This window comes from Brachybacterium phenoliresistens (assembly GCF_000576425.1).
GTDB lineage: Bacteria > Actinomycetota > Actinomycetes > Actinomycetales > Dermabacteraceae > Brachybacterium > Brachybacterium phenoliresistens.
In genome coordinates, this window is sequence record NZ_KK070006.1 from 25,388 (window position 1) to 41,753 (window position 16,366).

General features: G+C 74.3%; 12 protein-coding genes. 6 read left to right on the top strand and 6 right to left on the bottom strand.

Annotated elements, in window-relative coordinates:
- Positions 1 to 3: 3 nt before the first annotated feature.
- The 4 genes from tyrS to BF93_RS16685 form a co-directional block, all read right to left on the bottom strand.
- On the bottom strand, positions 4 to 1,287 hold the full coding sequence (tyrS, locus tag BF93_RS16670) for a tyrosine--tRNA ligase (RefSeq protein WP_038374215.1): 1,284 nt from the start codon (positions 1,285 to 1,287) through the stop codon (positions 4 to 6).
- Between the two features lie 438 nt (positions 1,288 to 1,725).
- Entirely contained in the window at positions 1,726 to 3,249 is a 1,524-nt protein-coding gene (gene adh / locus BF93_RS16675) for an aldehyde dehydrogenase (protein WP_038374216.1), read from the bottom strand.
- Positions 3,250 to 3,422: 173 nt separating this feature from the next.
- A complete protein-coding gene (locus tag BF93_RS16680; RefSeq protein WP_232226477.1) occupies positions 3,423 to 4,841 on the bottom strand; it encodes a sigma-54-dependent transcriptional regulator family protein in 1,419 nt (472 codons plus the stop codon).
- A gap of 132 nt (positions 4,842 to 4,973) precedes the next feature.
- A complete protein-coding gene (locus BF93_RS16685; protein WP_051487123.1) occupies positions 4,974 to 7,076 on the bottom strand; it encodes a hypothetical protein in 2,103 nt (700 codons plus the stop codon).
- A 93-nt stretch (positions 7,077 to 7,169) separates the two neighbouring features.
- Between BF93_RS16685 and BF93_RS16690 the strand changes: the two genes are divergently transcribed.
- The 4 genes from BF93_RS16690 (at position 7,170) to pheA (ending at position 11,575) form a co-directional block, all read left to right on the top strand.
- Entirely contained in the window at positions 7,170 to 8,081 is a 912-nt protein-coding gene (locus BF93_RS16690) for a CHAD domain-containing protein (protein ID WP_038374217.1), read from the top strand.
- Complete coding sequence (locus tag BF93_RS16695) at positions 8,078 to 9,589, top strand: FAD-binding oxidoreductase (protein WP_084148652.1); 1,512 nt, start codon at positions 8,078 to 8,080, stop codon at positions 9,587 to 9,589. Before BF93_RS16690 ends, BF93_RS16695 begins: the two co-directional genes overlap by 4 nt.
- A gap of 299 nt (positions 9,590 to 9,888) precedes the next feature.
- The gene (locus tag BF93_RS16700; RefSeq protein ID WP_038374218.1) at positions 9,889 to 10,281 is read left to right on the top strand and encodes a hypothetical protein; all 393 of its coding nucleotides are present in this window, start codon (positions 9,889 to 9,891) and stop codon (positions 10,279 to 10,281) included.
- 328 nt (positions 10,282 to 10,609) lie between these two features.
- Positions 10,610 to 11,575: a prephenate dehydratase gene (gene pheA, locus BF93_RS16705; protein ID WP_038374220.1), complete on the top strand. Its 966-nt coding sequence runs from the start codon at positions 10,610 to 10,612 to the stop codon at positions 11,573 to 11,575.
- 70 nt (positions 11,576 to 11,645) lie between these two features.
- Here the strand turns inward: pheA and BF93_RS16710 are convergent, their stop codons facing one another.
- Positions 11,646 to 12,785: a diacylglycerol/lipid kinase family protein gene (locus tag BF93_RS16710; RefSeq protein ID WP_038374221.1), complete on the bottom strand. Its 1,140-nt coding sequence runs from the start codon at positions 12,783 to 12,785 to the stop codon at positions 11,646 to 11,648.
- Positions 12,786 to 12,849: 64 nt separating this feature from the next.
- On the opposite strand from BF93_RS16710, the gene serS reads away from it, so the two are divergent.
- Entirely contained in the window at positions 12,850 to 14,112 is a 1,263-nt protein-coding gene (serS, locus tag BF93_RS16715; RefSeq protein ID WP_038374222.1) for a serine--tRNA ligase, read from the top strand.
- Positions 14,113 to 14,230: 118 nt separating this feature from the next.
- Positions 14,231 to 15,103, top strand: a complete 873-nt coding sequence (locus BF93_RS16720) for an HAD family hydrolase (RefSeq protein WP_084148653.1) — start codon at positions 14,231 to 14,233, stop codon at positions 15,101 to 15,103.
- Positions 15,104 to 15,396: 293 nt separating this feature from the next.
- Here BF93_RS16720 and BF93_RS16725 read toward each other — a convergent pair whose 3' ends face one another.
- Complete coding sequence (locus BF93_RS16725; protein WP_038374258.1) at positions 15,397 to 16,335, bottom strand: zinc-binding dehydrogenase; 939 nt, start codon at positions 16,333 to 16,335, stop codon at positions 15,397 to 15,399.
- Positions 16,336 to 16,366 lie beyond the last annotated feature (31 nt).

The window sequence follows — 16,366 nt, forward strand, 5'->3', positions numbered from 1 at the left end:
GGCTCAGCGCGCCGCCCCGCCTCTCTCCGGTCCCGGCACCAGGCGCACCCGGGTCCACGAGCGGCGGCCGGTCCGGAGCAGGGCGCCGTCGGCGACCTCGAGGATCGCCTCCGGGTCGGTGACCACCGCGCCGTCCACCCGCACCGCGCCCTGGGCCAGCAGGCGGCGCGCCGCAGATCGGCTGAGCTCGGGGCGGGCCCGGCCCAGCAGCTCGAGCGCCGGGATCCGCACGCCGCCGGGCCCGGAGCCGGAAAGGGACGCGGCGTCCCGGTCGGCACCCGCGGGGTCCAGCTCCAGATCCGCGATCTCCTCCGGCGCCGCACCGGCGGAGAACACCGCGAGGAACTGGGCGCGGGCCCGGGCGGCGGCATCGGCCCCGTGGTACCGGGAGACGATCGCGGCGGCGAGATCCAGCTTCGCATCGCGCGCGGGGGCGCCCCCGGCCTCGGCCGCGGCGGCGATCTCGGCGACGCGCTCGTCGGGCAGATCCGTGTAGGCGCTCGCCCAGGTGCCCACCAGCGCATCGGGCAGCGACATCACCTTCCCGAGCTTCTCGCCCGGGGCATCGGTGAGGGCGACGTAGTTGCGCAGCGACTTCGACTGCTTCGCCCCGCCGTCCAGCCCCGGGGTGATCACCGTGGTCATCACCGCCTGCGGCCGCCTGCCCAGGCGCTGCTGGTAGTGGCGGCCCATCATCTCGTTGAACAGCTGGTCGGAGCCGACGATGGTGAGGTCGCTGTCCATCGCCACGGAGTCGTAGCCCTGCAGGACGGGGTAGGCCAGCTCGTGCAGCGCGATCTCGCGGCCCTGCGCCACCCGGTCGCGGAACATGTCCCGCGCCATCAACTGGGCGTGGGTGGTGAGGCTGAACAGGCTCAGCATCTCGCTCACCCCCATCGGCCCGTACCACTCGGAGTTGCGCCGCACCTCCAGCAGCTCCGGCTCGGTGCGCAGCACGAGGGAGACCTGCTCGAGGAAGGCCTGCCCGTTGCGCGCGATCTCCTCCTCGCCGAGCACGGGCCGGGTGCGGCTGCGGCCGGTCGGGTCGCCGACGCGGGTGGTGGTGTCCCCCAGCAGGAACACCACGGTGTGGCCGTGATCCTGCAGGTGGCGCATCAGCCACAGGTTCACGGCGTGGCCCAGGTGCAGGTCCGGGGCCGTGAGGTCCACGCCGTACTTGATGCGCAGCCTCTCGCCGGCATCAAGCCGCGCCCTCAGCGACTCCTCGTCGATGATCGTCTCGACGGTGCGCAGCATCGGCCGCAGCACCTCGTCGGCAGGGGACATGTCCGCTCCTTCCTCGGATGGAGGAGTAGCGCATGTGCCAGAGCCCCCGGGGGAAACACGAGAGGCGAGGACACGTGTCCTCGCCTCGAGCTCTGGTCGTCCGTATGCGGGCGTCAGGCACCGCCGGCTGCGACCAGAGCCGGGGGATAGGTGACCGCACGCGAGGACATGGCCGGGAGCGTAGCACGGGGGCGCGCGGGCTCGGGGGCCGACGGCGGCCCGCCCGCGCCGTCGGCGAGCGCATCGGCGAGTGCACCGAGGAGCGCACGGAGGGGCCGGCGGTGTGCACGATCGGTGGCCTGAGAGCCGCGAGCCAGGCGATTGCCTGGCTCGCGGCTCTATGGCGGCCGTTCGTGCACGCGCTCGTGATGGCCCGCTGCGGGCAGAGCAAGAACCCACGAGGTCCGGCGAGCCGCGTCCGGGCGGATCTTCCGCGGATCAGAAGAAGCCCAGCTCCTCGTCCGCGTAGGAGACCAGCAGGTTCTTGGTCTGCTGGTAGTGGTCGAGCATCATGCGGTGGTTCTCGCGGCCGATGCCCGAGGACTTGTACCCGCCGAACGCCGCGTGCGCCGGGTAGGAGTGGTAGTTGTTCACCCACACGCGGCCGGCCTGGATGGCCCGCCCCGCCCGGTAGACGGTGTTCTGGCTGCGGGTCCACACGCCCGCGCCCAGCCCGTACAGGGTGTCGTTGGCGATCGCGATCGCCTCGTCGTAGTCCTGGAAGCGGGTCAGGGCGACCACGGGGCCGAAGATCTCCTCCTGGAAGATCCGCATGGAGTTGGTGCCGGCGAAGACGGTCGGCTTCACGTAGAACCCGCCGGAGAGGTCCCCGCCCAGGTCGTTCGGCTCCCCGCCGGTGAGCACCTCGGCGCCCTCCTTCCGGCCGATGTCGATGTAGGACAGGATCTTCTCGAACTGGTCGTTCGAGGCCTGCGCGCCGATCATCGTGTCGGTGTCCAGCGGGTCGCCCTGCACGGTGGCCTCGACCCGGGCGAGGGCGTCGGCCAGGAAGGAGTCGTAGATCGAGTCCTGCACCAGCGCCCGCGAGGGGCAGGTGCAGACCTCGCCCTGGTTCAGGGAGAACATCGCGAATCCCTCGAGGGCCTTGGAGTAGAAGGCGTCCTTCTCCCGGGCCACGTCCTCGAAGAAGATGTTGGGGCTCTTCCCGCCGAGCTCGAGGGTCACCGGGATGAGGTTCTGCGAGGCGTACTGCATGATCAGGCGCCCCGTGGTGGTCTCGCCGGTGAAGGCGATCTTGGCGATGCGCCGGCTGGAAGCCAGCGGCTTGCCGGCCTCGGTGCCGAAGCCGTTGACGATGTTGACCACGCCGTCGGGCAGCAGGTCGCCGATCAGCTCGAAGAGCACCAGGATCGAGGCGGGGGTCTGCTCGGCCGGCTTGAGCACCACGCAGTTGCCGGCCGCGAGGGCGGGGGCGAGCTTCCAGGTCGCCATGAGGATCGGGAAGTTCCACGGGATGATCTGGCCGACCACGCCGAGGGGCTCCTGGAAGTGGTAGGCGACGGTGCTCTCGTCGATCTGCGATATGCCGCCCTCCTGGGCGCGGATCGCGCCGGCGAAGTAGCGGAAGTGGTCCACCGCCAGCGGCAGGTCGGCGTTGAGGGTCTCCCGCACGGGCTTGCCGTTGTCCCAGGTCTCCGCGACGGCGAGCATCTCGAGGTTCTCCTCGATGCGGTCGGCGATGCGGTTCAGGATCACGGAGCGCTCCGCCACGGAGGTCTTCGTCCAGGTGGCGGCCGCGGCGTGGGCGGCGTCGAGGGCGAGCTCGACGTCCTCGGCGGTGGAGCGGGGGATCTCGGTGAAGACCTGCCCGGTCACGGGCGTGGGGTTCTCGAAGTACTGGCCCTTCACCGGCGGCACCCACTGGCCGCCGATGTAGTTCTCGTAGCGGGGCGAGAAGGCGAGCTTCGCGCCCTCGGTCCCGGGCCGTGCGTACACAGTCATGGCAGCTCCTTCGATGCGGACCGGTGCGTCGCCGCTCATGACGACGCCGTCAGGTCCCGCGACCGTAGCCCCGCGCACGTTGCATCCACGTTGCATCGCAGGTCCGTGCCCGCTCATGGCCGATGGGCCGCCAGCTGATGGGCCGATGCGACGCCGGGCGGCAGCGGTCCGGCTCAACCGGCCTCTCGGCGCAGGGCCTCCAGGCGCACCACGGCGGCCGAGCGCTCGGGCGCATCGGGCGGGGCCAGCGCGAGCACCGTCATGAGGACCTCCGCGTCGCCCGCGCCCTCGGGCCGCTGGGCGTAGCGCCACAGCTGCTCGGCGGAGGCGTGCTCCAGCACCACCTCGCGCACATGCGCGGCCAGCTCCTCGCGGGCCCGCACGACGGCCGGGGCGTCCGATGCGGTCAGCAGCGGGCCCCGGTGGGCGTCCAGCAGCGCGGCGACATCGGCCCTGTCCAGGGCCTGCCGGACCCGGCGGAGGTCGCTGTCGACCTCGCCGAGCAGACGATAGGGGCGCGAGGCGATCCCCGGCCGGGAGCCCTCCGGGAGCGCGCGGCCGTCGGGGCCCGGCCCGCCGGCCCCCAGCAGGCGGCGCAGGCGCACCACCTCGGCACGGACCGTGCCCTCGTGGCGGGGGTCGCCGTGCAGCTGCTCGGCGAGCTCCGCGCCGCGGATCCCGTCGGGGTGCAGGTGCAGCAGGAGCAGCAGCTCGGCGTGGCGCCCGCTGAGCTCGAGGTCCCGCCCGCCGCAGCGCAGCCGGGGCGCACCGGGCCCCATCACCTGCAGCAGCGGCCGATGGTCGGTCCCGGTCCCGTGCCCGGCGCCCTCGTCCTCGACGGCCCCGGCCCCGGTGCGCCCGGGCCGGGAGGCTGCTCCGGGGGCGAGCAGAGCGCGCAGCTCCTCCTGGGCGGCCAGAGCGGTCGAGCGCAGCAGCGGCAGCACGATCGGGGCCACGGCGCCTACGTCCCCGGTCACGTCGATCACGCCGATGACCTCGCCGCTGCGGGGATGCAGCACCGGCACCGCGCTGCAGCTCCACGGGTGGACGGCCTCCACGAAATGCTCGGCGCCCACCACCTGCACGGGGGAGCCCGTGGCCAGCGCCAGGGCCGGGGCGGAGGTGCCCATCGCCTCCTCGGACCAGTCCGCGCCGGGGGCGAAGCCCATGGACTCCGCGCGGGTGCGCACGGCGCTGGGCCCCTCGACCCACAGCAGGCGGCCCTGCGCGTCGCCGAGCGCCACCAGCATGCCGGCCTCGACGGCCGGGGCGATCAGCCGCGAGCGCAGCAGCGGCATGATCGGACCGAAGAGATGCCCGGAGCGGGCGGACTCGAGCTGGGGCGCGGCGAGCACCGGCCGCGACGGGACGGTGGGGTGATCCTGCAGGCGGGACAGGGAGCGGCGCCAGGACTCCAGCACCGCCCGGCGCACCATGCCGGGCCGGTCCTGCCCGGCCGGCAGGTTCCCCTCGCGCAGCTCGGCGTGGGCGCGCAGCAGCTGGGCCTGGTACGCGTCCTCCACCGGGGAGCCGGGGGCGCGCATCATGGGGACCTGCGATGTGGGCAGGGGCCAGCGGTCATCACGTTCCACCTCGTCGTCGTCCGTGTCGCGCCTCCTGCGAAGCTACCGCCCGCGGCCCGTTCCGGCAATCTCCGCGGCGCAGGCCTCGGGCGCCGATGCCCGCGCCCCGCGACTCGCCCCCGCACCGGTCGCCGCCCCGCCTCAGAGGGCGGTGCGCATCGCCCCGTCTCGAGCGGAGGTCGGATCGGGCAGCGCGACGGGCAGCAGCACCAGCCACATGGCCAGCGCTCCCGCCACGAGCACGGCACCGGTGTCGTTGACCGCGAAGCCCAGCCAGGCACCGGCCACGATCGCGACGCGCACCGCCCGGGAGGCGGGGACGGCGTCGTCCAGCGCGGCCAGCCGCTGCAGGCCCGCCCGGCGCGGCATGAGCACCACGACGGAGAGAGCCGCCGCCACGACCACGAGCACGCCCAGGCCCGGGATGCCGACGGTCATCTCCCAGTTCTCGGAGAGCTTGCGCAGGATCACCGCGCCGAGGTCGCCGTCCAGCACGCTGTCGACGAAGCGCCCCAGATGGGTGCGCTGGTCGCTGGGGCGCAGCCAGTCCAGCACGGCCACCGTCCCCACGAGCGCGACCGCCAGGGCGCCCAGCCCCAGCACGTGCCAGGGGCGCAGGCGGATTCCGGAGACGAGCAGCGCGAGCAGCCCGAACATCGGCACCAGGGCCAGCATCGAGCCGAAGTCCGCGCCCATCGACGGGGCCACGCACACCACCGTCACCACCGCGCCGACGGCGAGGACCCTCGCCACCCGGCCGCGCGCCGTGGCCGCCCGGGCGCACAGCCCCAGCAGCAGCACGGTGCTCGCGCCGATGACCAGGCCGAACAGGTGGTTGGAGATCCCGTAGTATCGCCCGCCGATCATCGCCTGGGCGCCCAGCGGGGAGCCCATCTGCAGCCGTGACCCGGTGGCCGACTCCAGCAGGATCCCGCCGGCGACGATCGCCGCGCTCGCCGCGGCCAGACCCATCCGGGAGCGGCGCCAGGGCCCCAGCAGCAGGAGCGCGGCCAGCGGCAGGGCGCCCAGCCAGATCACGCCGATCAGGGCGAGCGTGGGGTGATCGGCGCGCCACCACGGCACGGCCCCGGCGGCGAGGCCGACGGGCGCGGCCAGGGGGGCGCAGGCCGCCAGCGCCCGGCCGACGGCGGCCAGGCGGGGCCTGCGGGCCAGGCGCGGCACCAGCAGGATCACCAGACCGATCGCCCCCATCCCCGCCCAGGAGAGCAGGGCGGGGACCTCCGCCTGCCGCAGCCGGTCCGCGGCCTGGGTGCGGTCCAGCGCCAGGCGCTGCGCGTCGGGTACCGCCTTCATCGCCATCGGCTGGCCGGGGACGGTCGCCGGCGCCGGGAGGCCATGGCTGGCCAGGATGCTGGGGGCCACGTCGGTGAGGATCACGACCCCGCTCTGATGGGTGGATCCGCTGGTCAGAGCCATGCCCGGAGCGCCCGTGTCGAGGGCGACCTGGAGCATGGTGCGCCCGGGGGCCTCGACCGCGCCGGTCTCCACGTCCCGCGGCGCGCTGCCGGGGACGCCGCCGTCGTCGGGGAAGTACCCGGCCGAGACCAGCAGGGTGCGGGGGAGGGAGGCGGTGCAGTCGACGGAGCCGTCGCCGGTGACGTCGCCTCCGGCCGGAGGCACCGTGCCGCCGGCGGCGGTGACCAGTGCCCCGGCACGGGAGTCGAGCTCCGCGATCGCCTGTTCGCGGCCCGGGGCGCCGGTCGCGGGGACGGATCCGAGGTCCAGGACGACCACCGGAGCATCATCGACGGCACCGTCCTCATCGGCCGGGAGCGCGGAGACGGCCTCGGCGATCACGGGCGCGGGGTCCTCGCCCGAGGCGTCGAGGTCGAGCACCCCGCCGGGGAGCTGCGCCAGCAGGTCGGTGGGCGGGTCGGGGATGCCTGCGGCGCGGGGCGCCTCGGCGGCCAGGCCCCGCCAGCCGGTGCGGAGCGTCTCCTCGCCCTGGCGCTGGGTGGAGCGCTCGGTGATGCTGGCCGCGTTCATCGCGCCCAGGCTCGCGCCGTCGGCCAGGCACTGCAGCGCCGGGGTGTCCTCGGCGGTGATGTCCTGCCAGGTCAGGCCGGAGGTGACGAGCACCAGGCGGATCGGAGGGAGCGGGGCGGTGTGCTCGCCCTCGGCCCGCGCCGGGGACGGCTGGCCCAGCACCAGCGCCGCGCCGAGCGCGAGCAGCAGGGCCAGGAGCGCGGCGGGGCGCCGGAGGGATCGGGAGGTCGCATGCACCCCTCGATCCTACGAAGGCGTTCCTGCGCCCCGGATGATGGAGGACGATGGGGGCACCGCCGATGCCGCCGATGCCGATTCCCGGAGCCCGCCATGAGCCCAGCAGAGTCCCCGACCTCGCGAGGCCGGGTCCTGCCGCTCGCGCTGCGCGGACCGGCGGAGGAGATCCTCCGCGGGGACGGACCGGCACGGCGCGGGGAGGACGACGCCGTGCACCGCCTGCGCGTCGCCGCGCGGTCCCTGCGGGCGGTGCTCGCGGCGAGCCGAGAGGCCCTGGAGCCGGAGACGGTGGATCCCGCCGTCACGGCGCTGCGGGGCATCGGCCGCGCCCTGGGCCCCGCCCGGGACGCCGAGGTGCTGCGCGAGCTGTGCGGGCGCCGCCTGACCGAGACCGAGAGGGAGCTCGTCCCGCCGGGGGTCGCCGCACGGCTGAGACGGATGGTCGAGGCGGACGACCGGGCCGCGCAGGCACGAGCCCGGGCGTTCCTCGAGTCCGCCGACCATGCGGCCGCCCGGGGGCTGGTCGCGGCGCTGATCGCGGATCCGCCGATCATCGGCGGCGGCGAGGATGCCGCTACCGTGCTGGGCCGGGGCACGGACCGCCAGGCCCGCCGCCTGCGGCGACGGATCGCGAGGGCCCGCGATCTCGAGGGGACGCCGGAGGAGGCCGAGGCGCTGCACCGGGTGCGCAAGGCCGCCAAGACCCTCCGCTACATCGTCCGGATCCTCGCGGACATCCCGGAGGCGGGCCTCGGGAGGCGCCGCACCGCCTGGGAGGAGCCTGCCTGCGCGATCCAGGACGCCCTCGGGGAGCACCGCGACTCCCACGCCCTCGCGCAGCGCATCCGCCGCGCCGCCGAACAGGCTCGCGCGCGCGGCGAGGACGGCTTCGGCTACGGCGTCCTGGTGGGCGTCGAGGCGGCGCAGCAGCGGTCGGCGCTCGCCGAGTACCACGCACGAGCAGCCTCCTTCGCGGAAGCGCTGCAGGACGGAGACGGACGATGACGGACCCCACGACAGCCGGCCCGGCGGCGCGCCCCGCCGCCCCGCAGGCCGCCCCCGAGGCGATCGACAGCGCCCCCGAGCGCCGGCCCGCGGGGACGGCCGATGCCGCCGCCGACGAGGGAGCCCGGGCCCGGCTCGCGGCAGCGCTCGAGACGCTGCACGGCCAGCTGGACCCCGACGAGCTGATCCTTCCCGGGGACGCGACGGCCGAGCCCTACGACGGGGACCGCCGCCTGCGCGCCGCGGCGGACGCCCGCTTCGCCGTCGCCCGCCCCCGCACCGTGCCCGGGGTGCAGGCGGTGCTGCGCTCCGCCCACGCCGCCGGGGCCGTGGTCGTCCCCCGCGGGGCCGGGTCCGGCCTCTCCGGCGGGGCGGTGCCCGAGGACGGCAGCATCGTCCTGTCCACCGAGCGCCTGCGCGCGATCCGCGAGATCGACCCGCTGGACGAGGTCGCCGTCGTCGAGGCCGGCGTCATCACCGCCGATCTGGACGCGAGCCTGGCCCCGCACGGCTTCTTCTACGCGCCCGATCCGGCGAGCGTCGCCTTCTCCAGCATCGGCGGGAACATCGCCACCAACGCCGGCGGGCTGCACTGCGCCAAGTACGGGGTGACGCGGGAATCGGTGCTGGCCCTCGAGGTGGTCCTCGCCGACGGCACGCTGCTGCGCACGGGGCACCGGTCGCTGAAGGGCGTCACCGGTCTGGATCTCACGCAGCTGATCATCGGCTCCGAGGGGACGCTCGCCGTGGTCGTCGCCGCGACCGTGCGGATCCGCCCCCGGCCCCCGGCGCGGCGCACCGTGCTGGCCCGCTTCCCGGCGGTCACGGCGGCGGCCCGCGCCGTCAACGCCATCTCCCTCAGCCCCGTACGCCCGGCCGCGACCGAGCTCATCGGCCCGCAGGCGCTGCGCGACATCGACGCCGCCAGCGGCTCCCGCCTGGCCCGGGAGGAGGACGCGATCCTGCTCATCGAGCTCGACGGATACGGCATCGAGGAGCAGACGGCAGATCTCACCGCCGCGCTCGCCGCGGAGGCCTCCGACGTCCAGCACCCCGATCCTGCCGAGGCCGAGGTGCTCTGGGAGCTGCGCCGCACCGGCCGCGGCACCGTGATGGCGGGGCAGTGGCGCCTGGGGGAGGACGTGGCCGTGCCCAAGTCCCGCCTGGCCGAGATGTTCGAGCAGGTCGACCGTGTGGGGCGCGAGCACGGGGTGGCGGTGTCCACCCTCGCTCACGCCGGGGACGGCAACCTGCACCCGGCGCTGGTCCTGGACACGCCCCCGGGAGCGGACGGCTCCGTGCTGCCGGCGGCCCTGCACGAGGCGGCCGATGACCTCGTGCGCAGCGCCCTCGCGCTCGGCGGGACCATCAGCGGTGAGCACGGCATCGGCCTGGACAAGCGGGCGTGGCTGGACCTCGAGCTGGGAGCCGACACCCGCAGCCTGCAGCGCCGCATCAAGGACGCCTTCGATCCCCGCGGCATCCTGAACCCCGGCAAGGCGCTCTGAGCTGAGGATCATCGCCGCGAAGGAAAGGTGTCGCCGAGCACGGGGCAGCCGCCCTGGGCGTCGGGTTCTGGTCGTGCTGATCCCCGGCATTCCGTGACGGAACCGTGACGTGAAGCGGTGCGTGCCTCGGGTCTCGCGGGTCGCATACTGAGCCCACTCTCCGGCGTCGGAGGGGCGACGACGTCGCAGAGGGGGGGGAGCGCTCAGTGGGGATGCGGGCACGCGGCCGCGGGCGGACCTTCGTCCCGCCCGCGCAGGATTCCAGGTCGCGGCCACCTTCCGTCGATGCGGACGGGGCCGTGGTGATATGGCGGGCCGACTCGCGGGCGGTGCGGCAGCGCCTCGTCGTGCAGGTCGTCCTGTCCCTCGTGCTGACGTGCGTCCTGATCGTCGTCATCCACGTGGCAGGGATTCCCTCGTCGCCGATCGAGAGCGTCGGCGTCGTGGCGTGCGGAACACTGCTCGCGGTTTCGACGAGCAGCTCGTGGAGAATCCTGGACCGGCTGGCGAGGAGAACGCATCGATCCGCCCTGGTGCGTCGTGGATCGGCGGCACTTCTTGCCAGCTACCTGGTGCAGAGCACGACCGATCAGCTTGTTCTGATGTTCGCTGTGGCAGTCCTCGGGTTCTTGGCCGCAGGTCTCGTCGACCCTCGGGCCGGCTCGCCGGACGAATCGCTGCCCGAGAGGTGAGGGGGAGGGGCATGGGCGGCGCGCCGTGGTTCTGATCGCCTGAGCCTGCGGGCTCGCGCGGGGATGGCGGATCCGACTGCCGGCGTCGGATCGAGTGCGCCCCGTGTTGCTCATGGGTGCGATCGCTGTGGTCGGATCTATGGACTTCTTCTCTTGAGGGCTGCTTCCGCCTCAGGAGGGACCGGCACGGCGATCTCAGACCGCCCCACGGCGCCATCATCGGCAGTCCGGGCCCGCCTGCCCCCACGCGCGGCCGGCGCCCGATGGAGGTCGCCGTCGAAGTGGACCGTCCCACCGCGCCGGCGGGGATGCGGACTACCCTGCGAGCATGCGCTACGGATTCCTCGGCCCCGAGACCACCTTCACCCATCAGGCGCTGCTGCAGGCCCTGGCCCAGCATGCGCCGGAGCCGGGCTTCGCGGGGGACGAGGCCGTGCTGGTGCCGTTCGCGAGCGTCGCCACCGCCGCGACGGACCTGCTCGCCGGGGAGCTCGACGCGCTCATGGCACCGATCGAGAACTCGGTCGAGGGCGGGGTCTCCGGCACCCTCGACGTGCTCGCAGCCACCAGCGACATCACCATCGTCGCCGAGGAGATCGTCCCCATCACCTTCGTGCTCGCCTCCCGCGAGCCGATGGAGCTCGCCGAGGTCACGCAGGTCGCCTCCCACACCCACGCCCAGGCGCAGGTGCAGGGCTGGCTGCGTGCCCACGTGCCCGGCGCCTCCGTGGTCCCGGCCTCCTCGACCGCCGCCGCGGCGAAGGAGCTGGCCGCGGCGCCCGTGGAGGAGGCCCGGGGGCGGGCGGCCATCTGCTCGCCCCTGGCCGCCCAGCACTTCGGGCTCACGGTGCTGGCCGAGGGCATCGAGGACACCCGCGGCGCGCAGACCCGCTTCGTGCTGGTCACCCGGGACGGGCGCATCCCCGCCCGCACCGGCGCGGACAAGACGACGCTGGTCGTGCAGCTGCCCCACAACCGCTCCGGCGCGCTGCTGGAGGCGCTGCACCAGTTCCAGACCCACGGCGTGAACCTCTCGCGCATCGAGTCCCGCCCCACCGGGGACACCCTGGGCCGGTACTCCTTCTCGATCGACATCGAGGGCCATCTCGCGGACCGCCGCGTCGGCGACGCGCTGCGGGGCCTGCGGCGGGTCTGCCCGGTGGTCCACTTCCTGGGCTCCTACCCGCGGGCCGACGGGCTGCGCCCCGCGACCAGCGAGGCGACCTCCGATGCGGCCTACGACGCCGCCCACGAGTGGGTCGTCGCCCTCACCCGGCAGATCAGCGGCCGCTGAGCCGCCGGTCTCCGCGCGGGCATGCCGCGACGACCCGGGCGAGCGCGTCAGGACACGCCGGCGGACCGTGTCACCGCACCCCGGCGCGGATGATCAGGGCGGCGGGCTCGACCGAGGCGATGAGATGCGTGGCATCGGCCTCCGTGTCCCCGTCGAGCTGGACCGGCAGCGGCTTGGAGGAGGCCACCGAGACCGAGCGGGTGAGGTAGCGCTGCATGGTCGAGAGCTTCGGGCCCCGCGCCAGGCGCGGATTGACCACCTGCGTGAGGATCTGGCCGAAGCCCGCGGCCCCGCGCCAGCCGAGGGCCAGCACCTCCAGGCGCCCGTTGTCGATGGTGGCATCGGGCATGAGCACGATCCCGCCGGGCAGCCTCCCGACGTTGCCGATCAGCACCGTGCGGGCCTGCAGCACGTGCTCGGTGCCGTCGGGCAGGGAGACCACCACGTCATGGGAGCGGCCCACCAGCTTGCCGACCCCGGCGACGACGTAGGCGCTCCAGCCGAAGCGCCGCTTCAGGGTCGGATCGGTCGCGCCGACGATCTCCGCATCGGCCCCGAACCCGGAGATGACCAGGAAGATCTGGCGGTGGGCGCGCTCGGCCGACTGCGCGGACATGCCCGACTGCAGCCAGCCCACGTCGATGCGGTGGTCGGTGGCCTCGAGGGCGTGGGCGACCGCGGCCTGCACGTCCTCCAGGGGCACGTCGAGGTTGCGGGCCAGGAGGTTGCCGGTGCCGCCGGGGATGATGCCCATCCGCACCTCGCTGCCGGTCAGGGCCGAGGCGACCTGCCGCACGGTCCCGTCCCCGCCTGCGGCGATCACCAGATCGGCGCCCTCGGCCACGGCCCGGCGCGCCTGCCCCTGCCCGGGATCCTCGAGGGTGGTCTCGAAGAAGCTCAGGTCGACCTTCGTCACGGTGCGCCGCACGGCCTGCTCGACCTGCGCGCGGAAGCGCTCGGGGGACTCGTACTTCGAGGGGTTCATGACCACGGCCACGTGGCGCACGGGAGGCGAGTCCGGGTCCACATCGGGGTCGACGGGGGAGGCGCTGCCGCCGCGCGGCAGGGCCGCCTCGGTACGCATGCGGGCCCGCAGCTGGTGGACCTCGCGGCGCAGGTCCTCCTGCCCCCGCATGACGACGGTCAGCATGATGATGGCCAGCAGGCCGATCAGCAGGGACGCGAGGATGAGCACGCCGGACAGATCCATGGTCGAAGCGTAACCGGGCCCGGCGCGCGCCGGAACCGGCGGCGTGCACGGGTACGCTGGGGGGATGATCGATCTGCGGCTCCTGCGCGAGAACCCCGACGCCGTCCGCGACGCCCAGAAGGCGCGTCGCCGCGACCCTGCGACCGTGGACGCGGTGATCGCCGCGGACTCCCGGTGGCGGGAGGCGACCGGCGCGTTCGAGTCCGCGCGCGCCGAGCAGAAGGCCTTCGGCAAGAAGGTCGCCCAGGCGAAGGGCGAGGAGAAGCAGGCCCTGCTGGCCGAGGTCAAGCAGCTCGCGGCCGATGTGAAGCGCCTCGAGGCGGAGGCCGCCGAGGCCGCCGCCGAGCGCGACCGCGCCCTGCGCGTCATCCCCAACATCGCCGAGGGCGCCCCCGAGGGCCTCGAGGAGGACTTCGTAGTCCGCGAGGTCGTAGGGGAGAACCCCACGATCGACTTCGAGATCAAGGACCACCTCGAGATCGCCGAGGGGCTGAAGGCCATCGACATGGCCCGCGGGGCGAAGGTCTCCGGCACCCGCTTCTACTTCCTCACCGGTGTCGGCGCCCAGCTCGAGCTGGCGATCCTCAACTCCGCCATCGACCAGGCCACGAAGGCCGGCTTCACCCCGATGATCACCCCGACCCTGGTGCTGCCGGAGTCGATGGACGGCACCGGGTACCTCGGCGAGCACGCCGACGAGGTCTACCACCTCGACAAGGACGACGACCTCTACCTCGTGGGCACCAGCGAGGTCGCCCTGGCCAGCTACCACCGCGACGAGATCCTCGACCTCTCGGACGGGCCGATCCGCTACGCCGGCTGGAGCGCCTGCTACCGCCGCGAGGCCGGCAGCTACGGCCGCGACACCCGCGGCATCATCCGCGTCCACCAGTTCCACAAGGTGGAGATGTTCAGCTACTGCCGCATCGAGGACTCCTACGCGGAGCACGAGCGCCTGCTGGACTGGGAGCGGGAGATGATGGCGCGCATCGACGTGCCCTACCGCATCATCGACACCGCCGCCGGGGACCTGGGCACCTCCGCCGCCCGCAAGTTCGACTGCGAGGCCTGGATGCCCAGCCAGCAGACGTACCGCGAGCTCACCTCCACCTCGAACACCACCCAGTTCCAGGCACGGCGCCTGAACATCCGCGAGCGCACCGAGGACGGGCTGCGCCCCGTGGCGACCCTCAACGGGACGCTGGGCACCACCCGCTTCATCGCCGCGATCCTCGAGAACCACCAGCAGGCCGACGGCTCCGTGGTGGTCCCCGAGGGGCTGCGCCCGTACCTCGGCGGCCGCGAGGTCTTCGAGGTCGCCCGCTGACGTGCGCACGCCCAAGGATCTCCTCGCCGCCCTCCGACACGGCATCGCCCGCCGCCGTGGGGCGCGCGGCCATCGGCGGTTCACCCGTGCGCAAGACGCACCGGGGACACTGCCGGGCATGAACACCGCCATCGCCGCCCCCGGCGCGCTCGACGAGATCCGCGCCGCCCTCAACGAGGCGCTCGCGCCCCTGCAGGACGGCACCGTGCTGCTGGGCCTGGACGTCGACGGGACCCTCGTGGACCACGACGGGCACATGTCCGAGCCGGTCCACGCGGCGCTCACCGCCGCCGCCCGCGAGCACCACGTCGTCATCGCCACCGGCCGGTCCATCGGCGCGACCCTGCCGGTGGTGCGCACAGCCGGCGTCGAGCGCGGCTTCGCCGTCTGCTCCAACGGCGCGGTCACCCTCGCCCTGGATCCCGAGGCGGAGGACGGCTACCGGGTGCTGGACGTGCGCACCTTCCGTCCCCAGCAGGCGCTGCGGGCGCTGCGCGAGGTCGCCCCCGGCGCGCACTACGCCGTGGAGATGGCCGACGGCCGCTTCCGCGCCACCCCCGACTTCCAGGACGCCAGCTTCGGCGTCGAGGCCGAGGAGACCGACCTCGACGAGCTGCTGGACCTCGAGGCGGTGCGCGTGGTCGTCCACGTCCCCGACCTCACGCCCCAGGAGTTCAGCCGGATCATCGCCGATGCCGGGGTCCACGGCGTCGAGTACGCGATCGGCTGGACGGCCTGGCTGGACATGGCCGCCCCCGGCGTCTCCAAGGCCAGCGCCCTCGAGCTGGTCCGCGAGCGCCTGGAGATCCCCTCCGAGCGCACGGTCGCCGTCGGCGACGGCTGGAACGACACCGAGATGCTCGCCTGGGCCGGGGTGGGCGTGGCCATGGGGCAGGCGCCCCAGGGCGTCGCCGACATCGCCGACCTCCGCACCGCGGACGTCGCCCACGACGGCGTCGCCCTCGTCCTGCGCGGCGTCACCCCCGCCTGACCTGGCGCTCCCCGGCCGAGCCCGCCCATCCGGCGCCGTCGGGCGGGCCGACTGGGTCGGCTCGGGCTGGCCGGGTCGGGTCGGGTCGGTCGGGTCGGGTCGGGCCGGCTGAGAAGGACGGGCGTTCCCTGGTCGCCGCGTCATCGACCGGAGTGAACCCGTCGCTACGCCATCGACCGGAGTGAACCCGTCGCTTCCTGCGCGGAAAGCGACGGTTTCCGTCCGATCGATGACGTCGGGACGTGGCGGGAGGGAACGAGCCGCCTCGATCAGGTGCGGACGAGCCGCGTCGGTCAGGCGCTGACGTCGAGGACGACCTTGCCCAGGTGACCGCCCTCGTGGAGGACGCGGTGGGCCTCGGCCGCGCGCTCGAAGGGGAAGCGGGCGTGGACGGGGATGCGGACCCGGCCGTCGGCCAGCATCGGCCACACGAGCTCGGCCGTCCGCGCGAGGATCTCCTGCTTCTGGGCGACGGGCCGGGAACGGAGGGTCGTGCCGATGACGCGGGAACGCTTGCCCATGAGGCGGCCGATGGGCAGCTCGCCGGTGGCGCCTCCGAGGGTCCCGATGATCACCAGGCGGCCGTGCTCGCGCAGCATGTCGACGTTGTCCGCGAGGGCGCTGCCTCCGATGACGTCGAGGATCACGTCCGCGCCGCCGGCCTGCGCGACCTCGGAGGGGAGGTCGACCGTGCGGCGGTTCCAGGCGAGGTCGGCGCCGAGCTCGCGCAGGCTGGGAAGCGCCTCGTCCGAGCCGGCGGTGGTGAGCACGCGCGCGCCCAGCTCCCGGGCTATCTGGAGGGCGGCGGTGCCGATGCCGCCGGTGCCGCCGTGGATCAGCACCGTCTCGCCGGGGCGCAGCTGCGCCTCGAGGTCGAGGTTGGAGACGACCGTCGCGCAGACCTCGACGACGGCGGCGGCATCGGCCGCACGCATGCCGGGCGGCAGGGGCAGCAGCTGGCCCTCCGGCACGGCGACCGTCTGCGCGTAGCCGCCCCCGGCGAGCAGCGCGACGACCTCCTCGCCGGTGTCGCGACGGCGCCCGGCGACCTCCAGGCCGGGAAGCTCGGAGGCGCCCGGCGGCGGCGGGTAGTGCCCGGCCGTCTGGGCGAGGTCGGCCCGGTTGACGCCCGCCGCGATCACGTCGACCAGGACCTCGCCGGGGGCGGGAACGGGTTCGGGCAGGTCGACGGGCTCGAGGGTGTTCTCCGCGGAGATCCGGATGGCGCGCATGCGCACCACGGTAGTCCGCGGAGGCACCGGA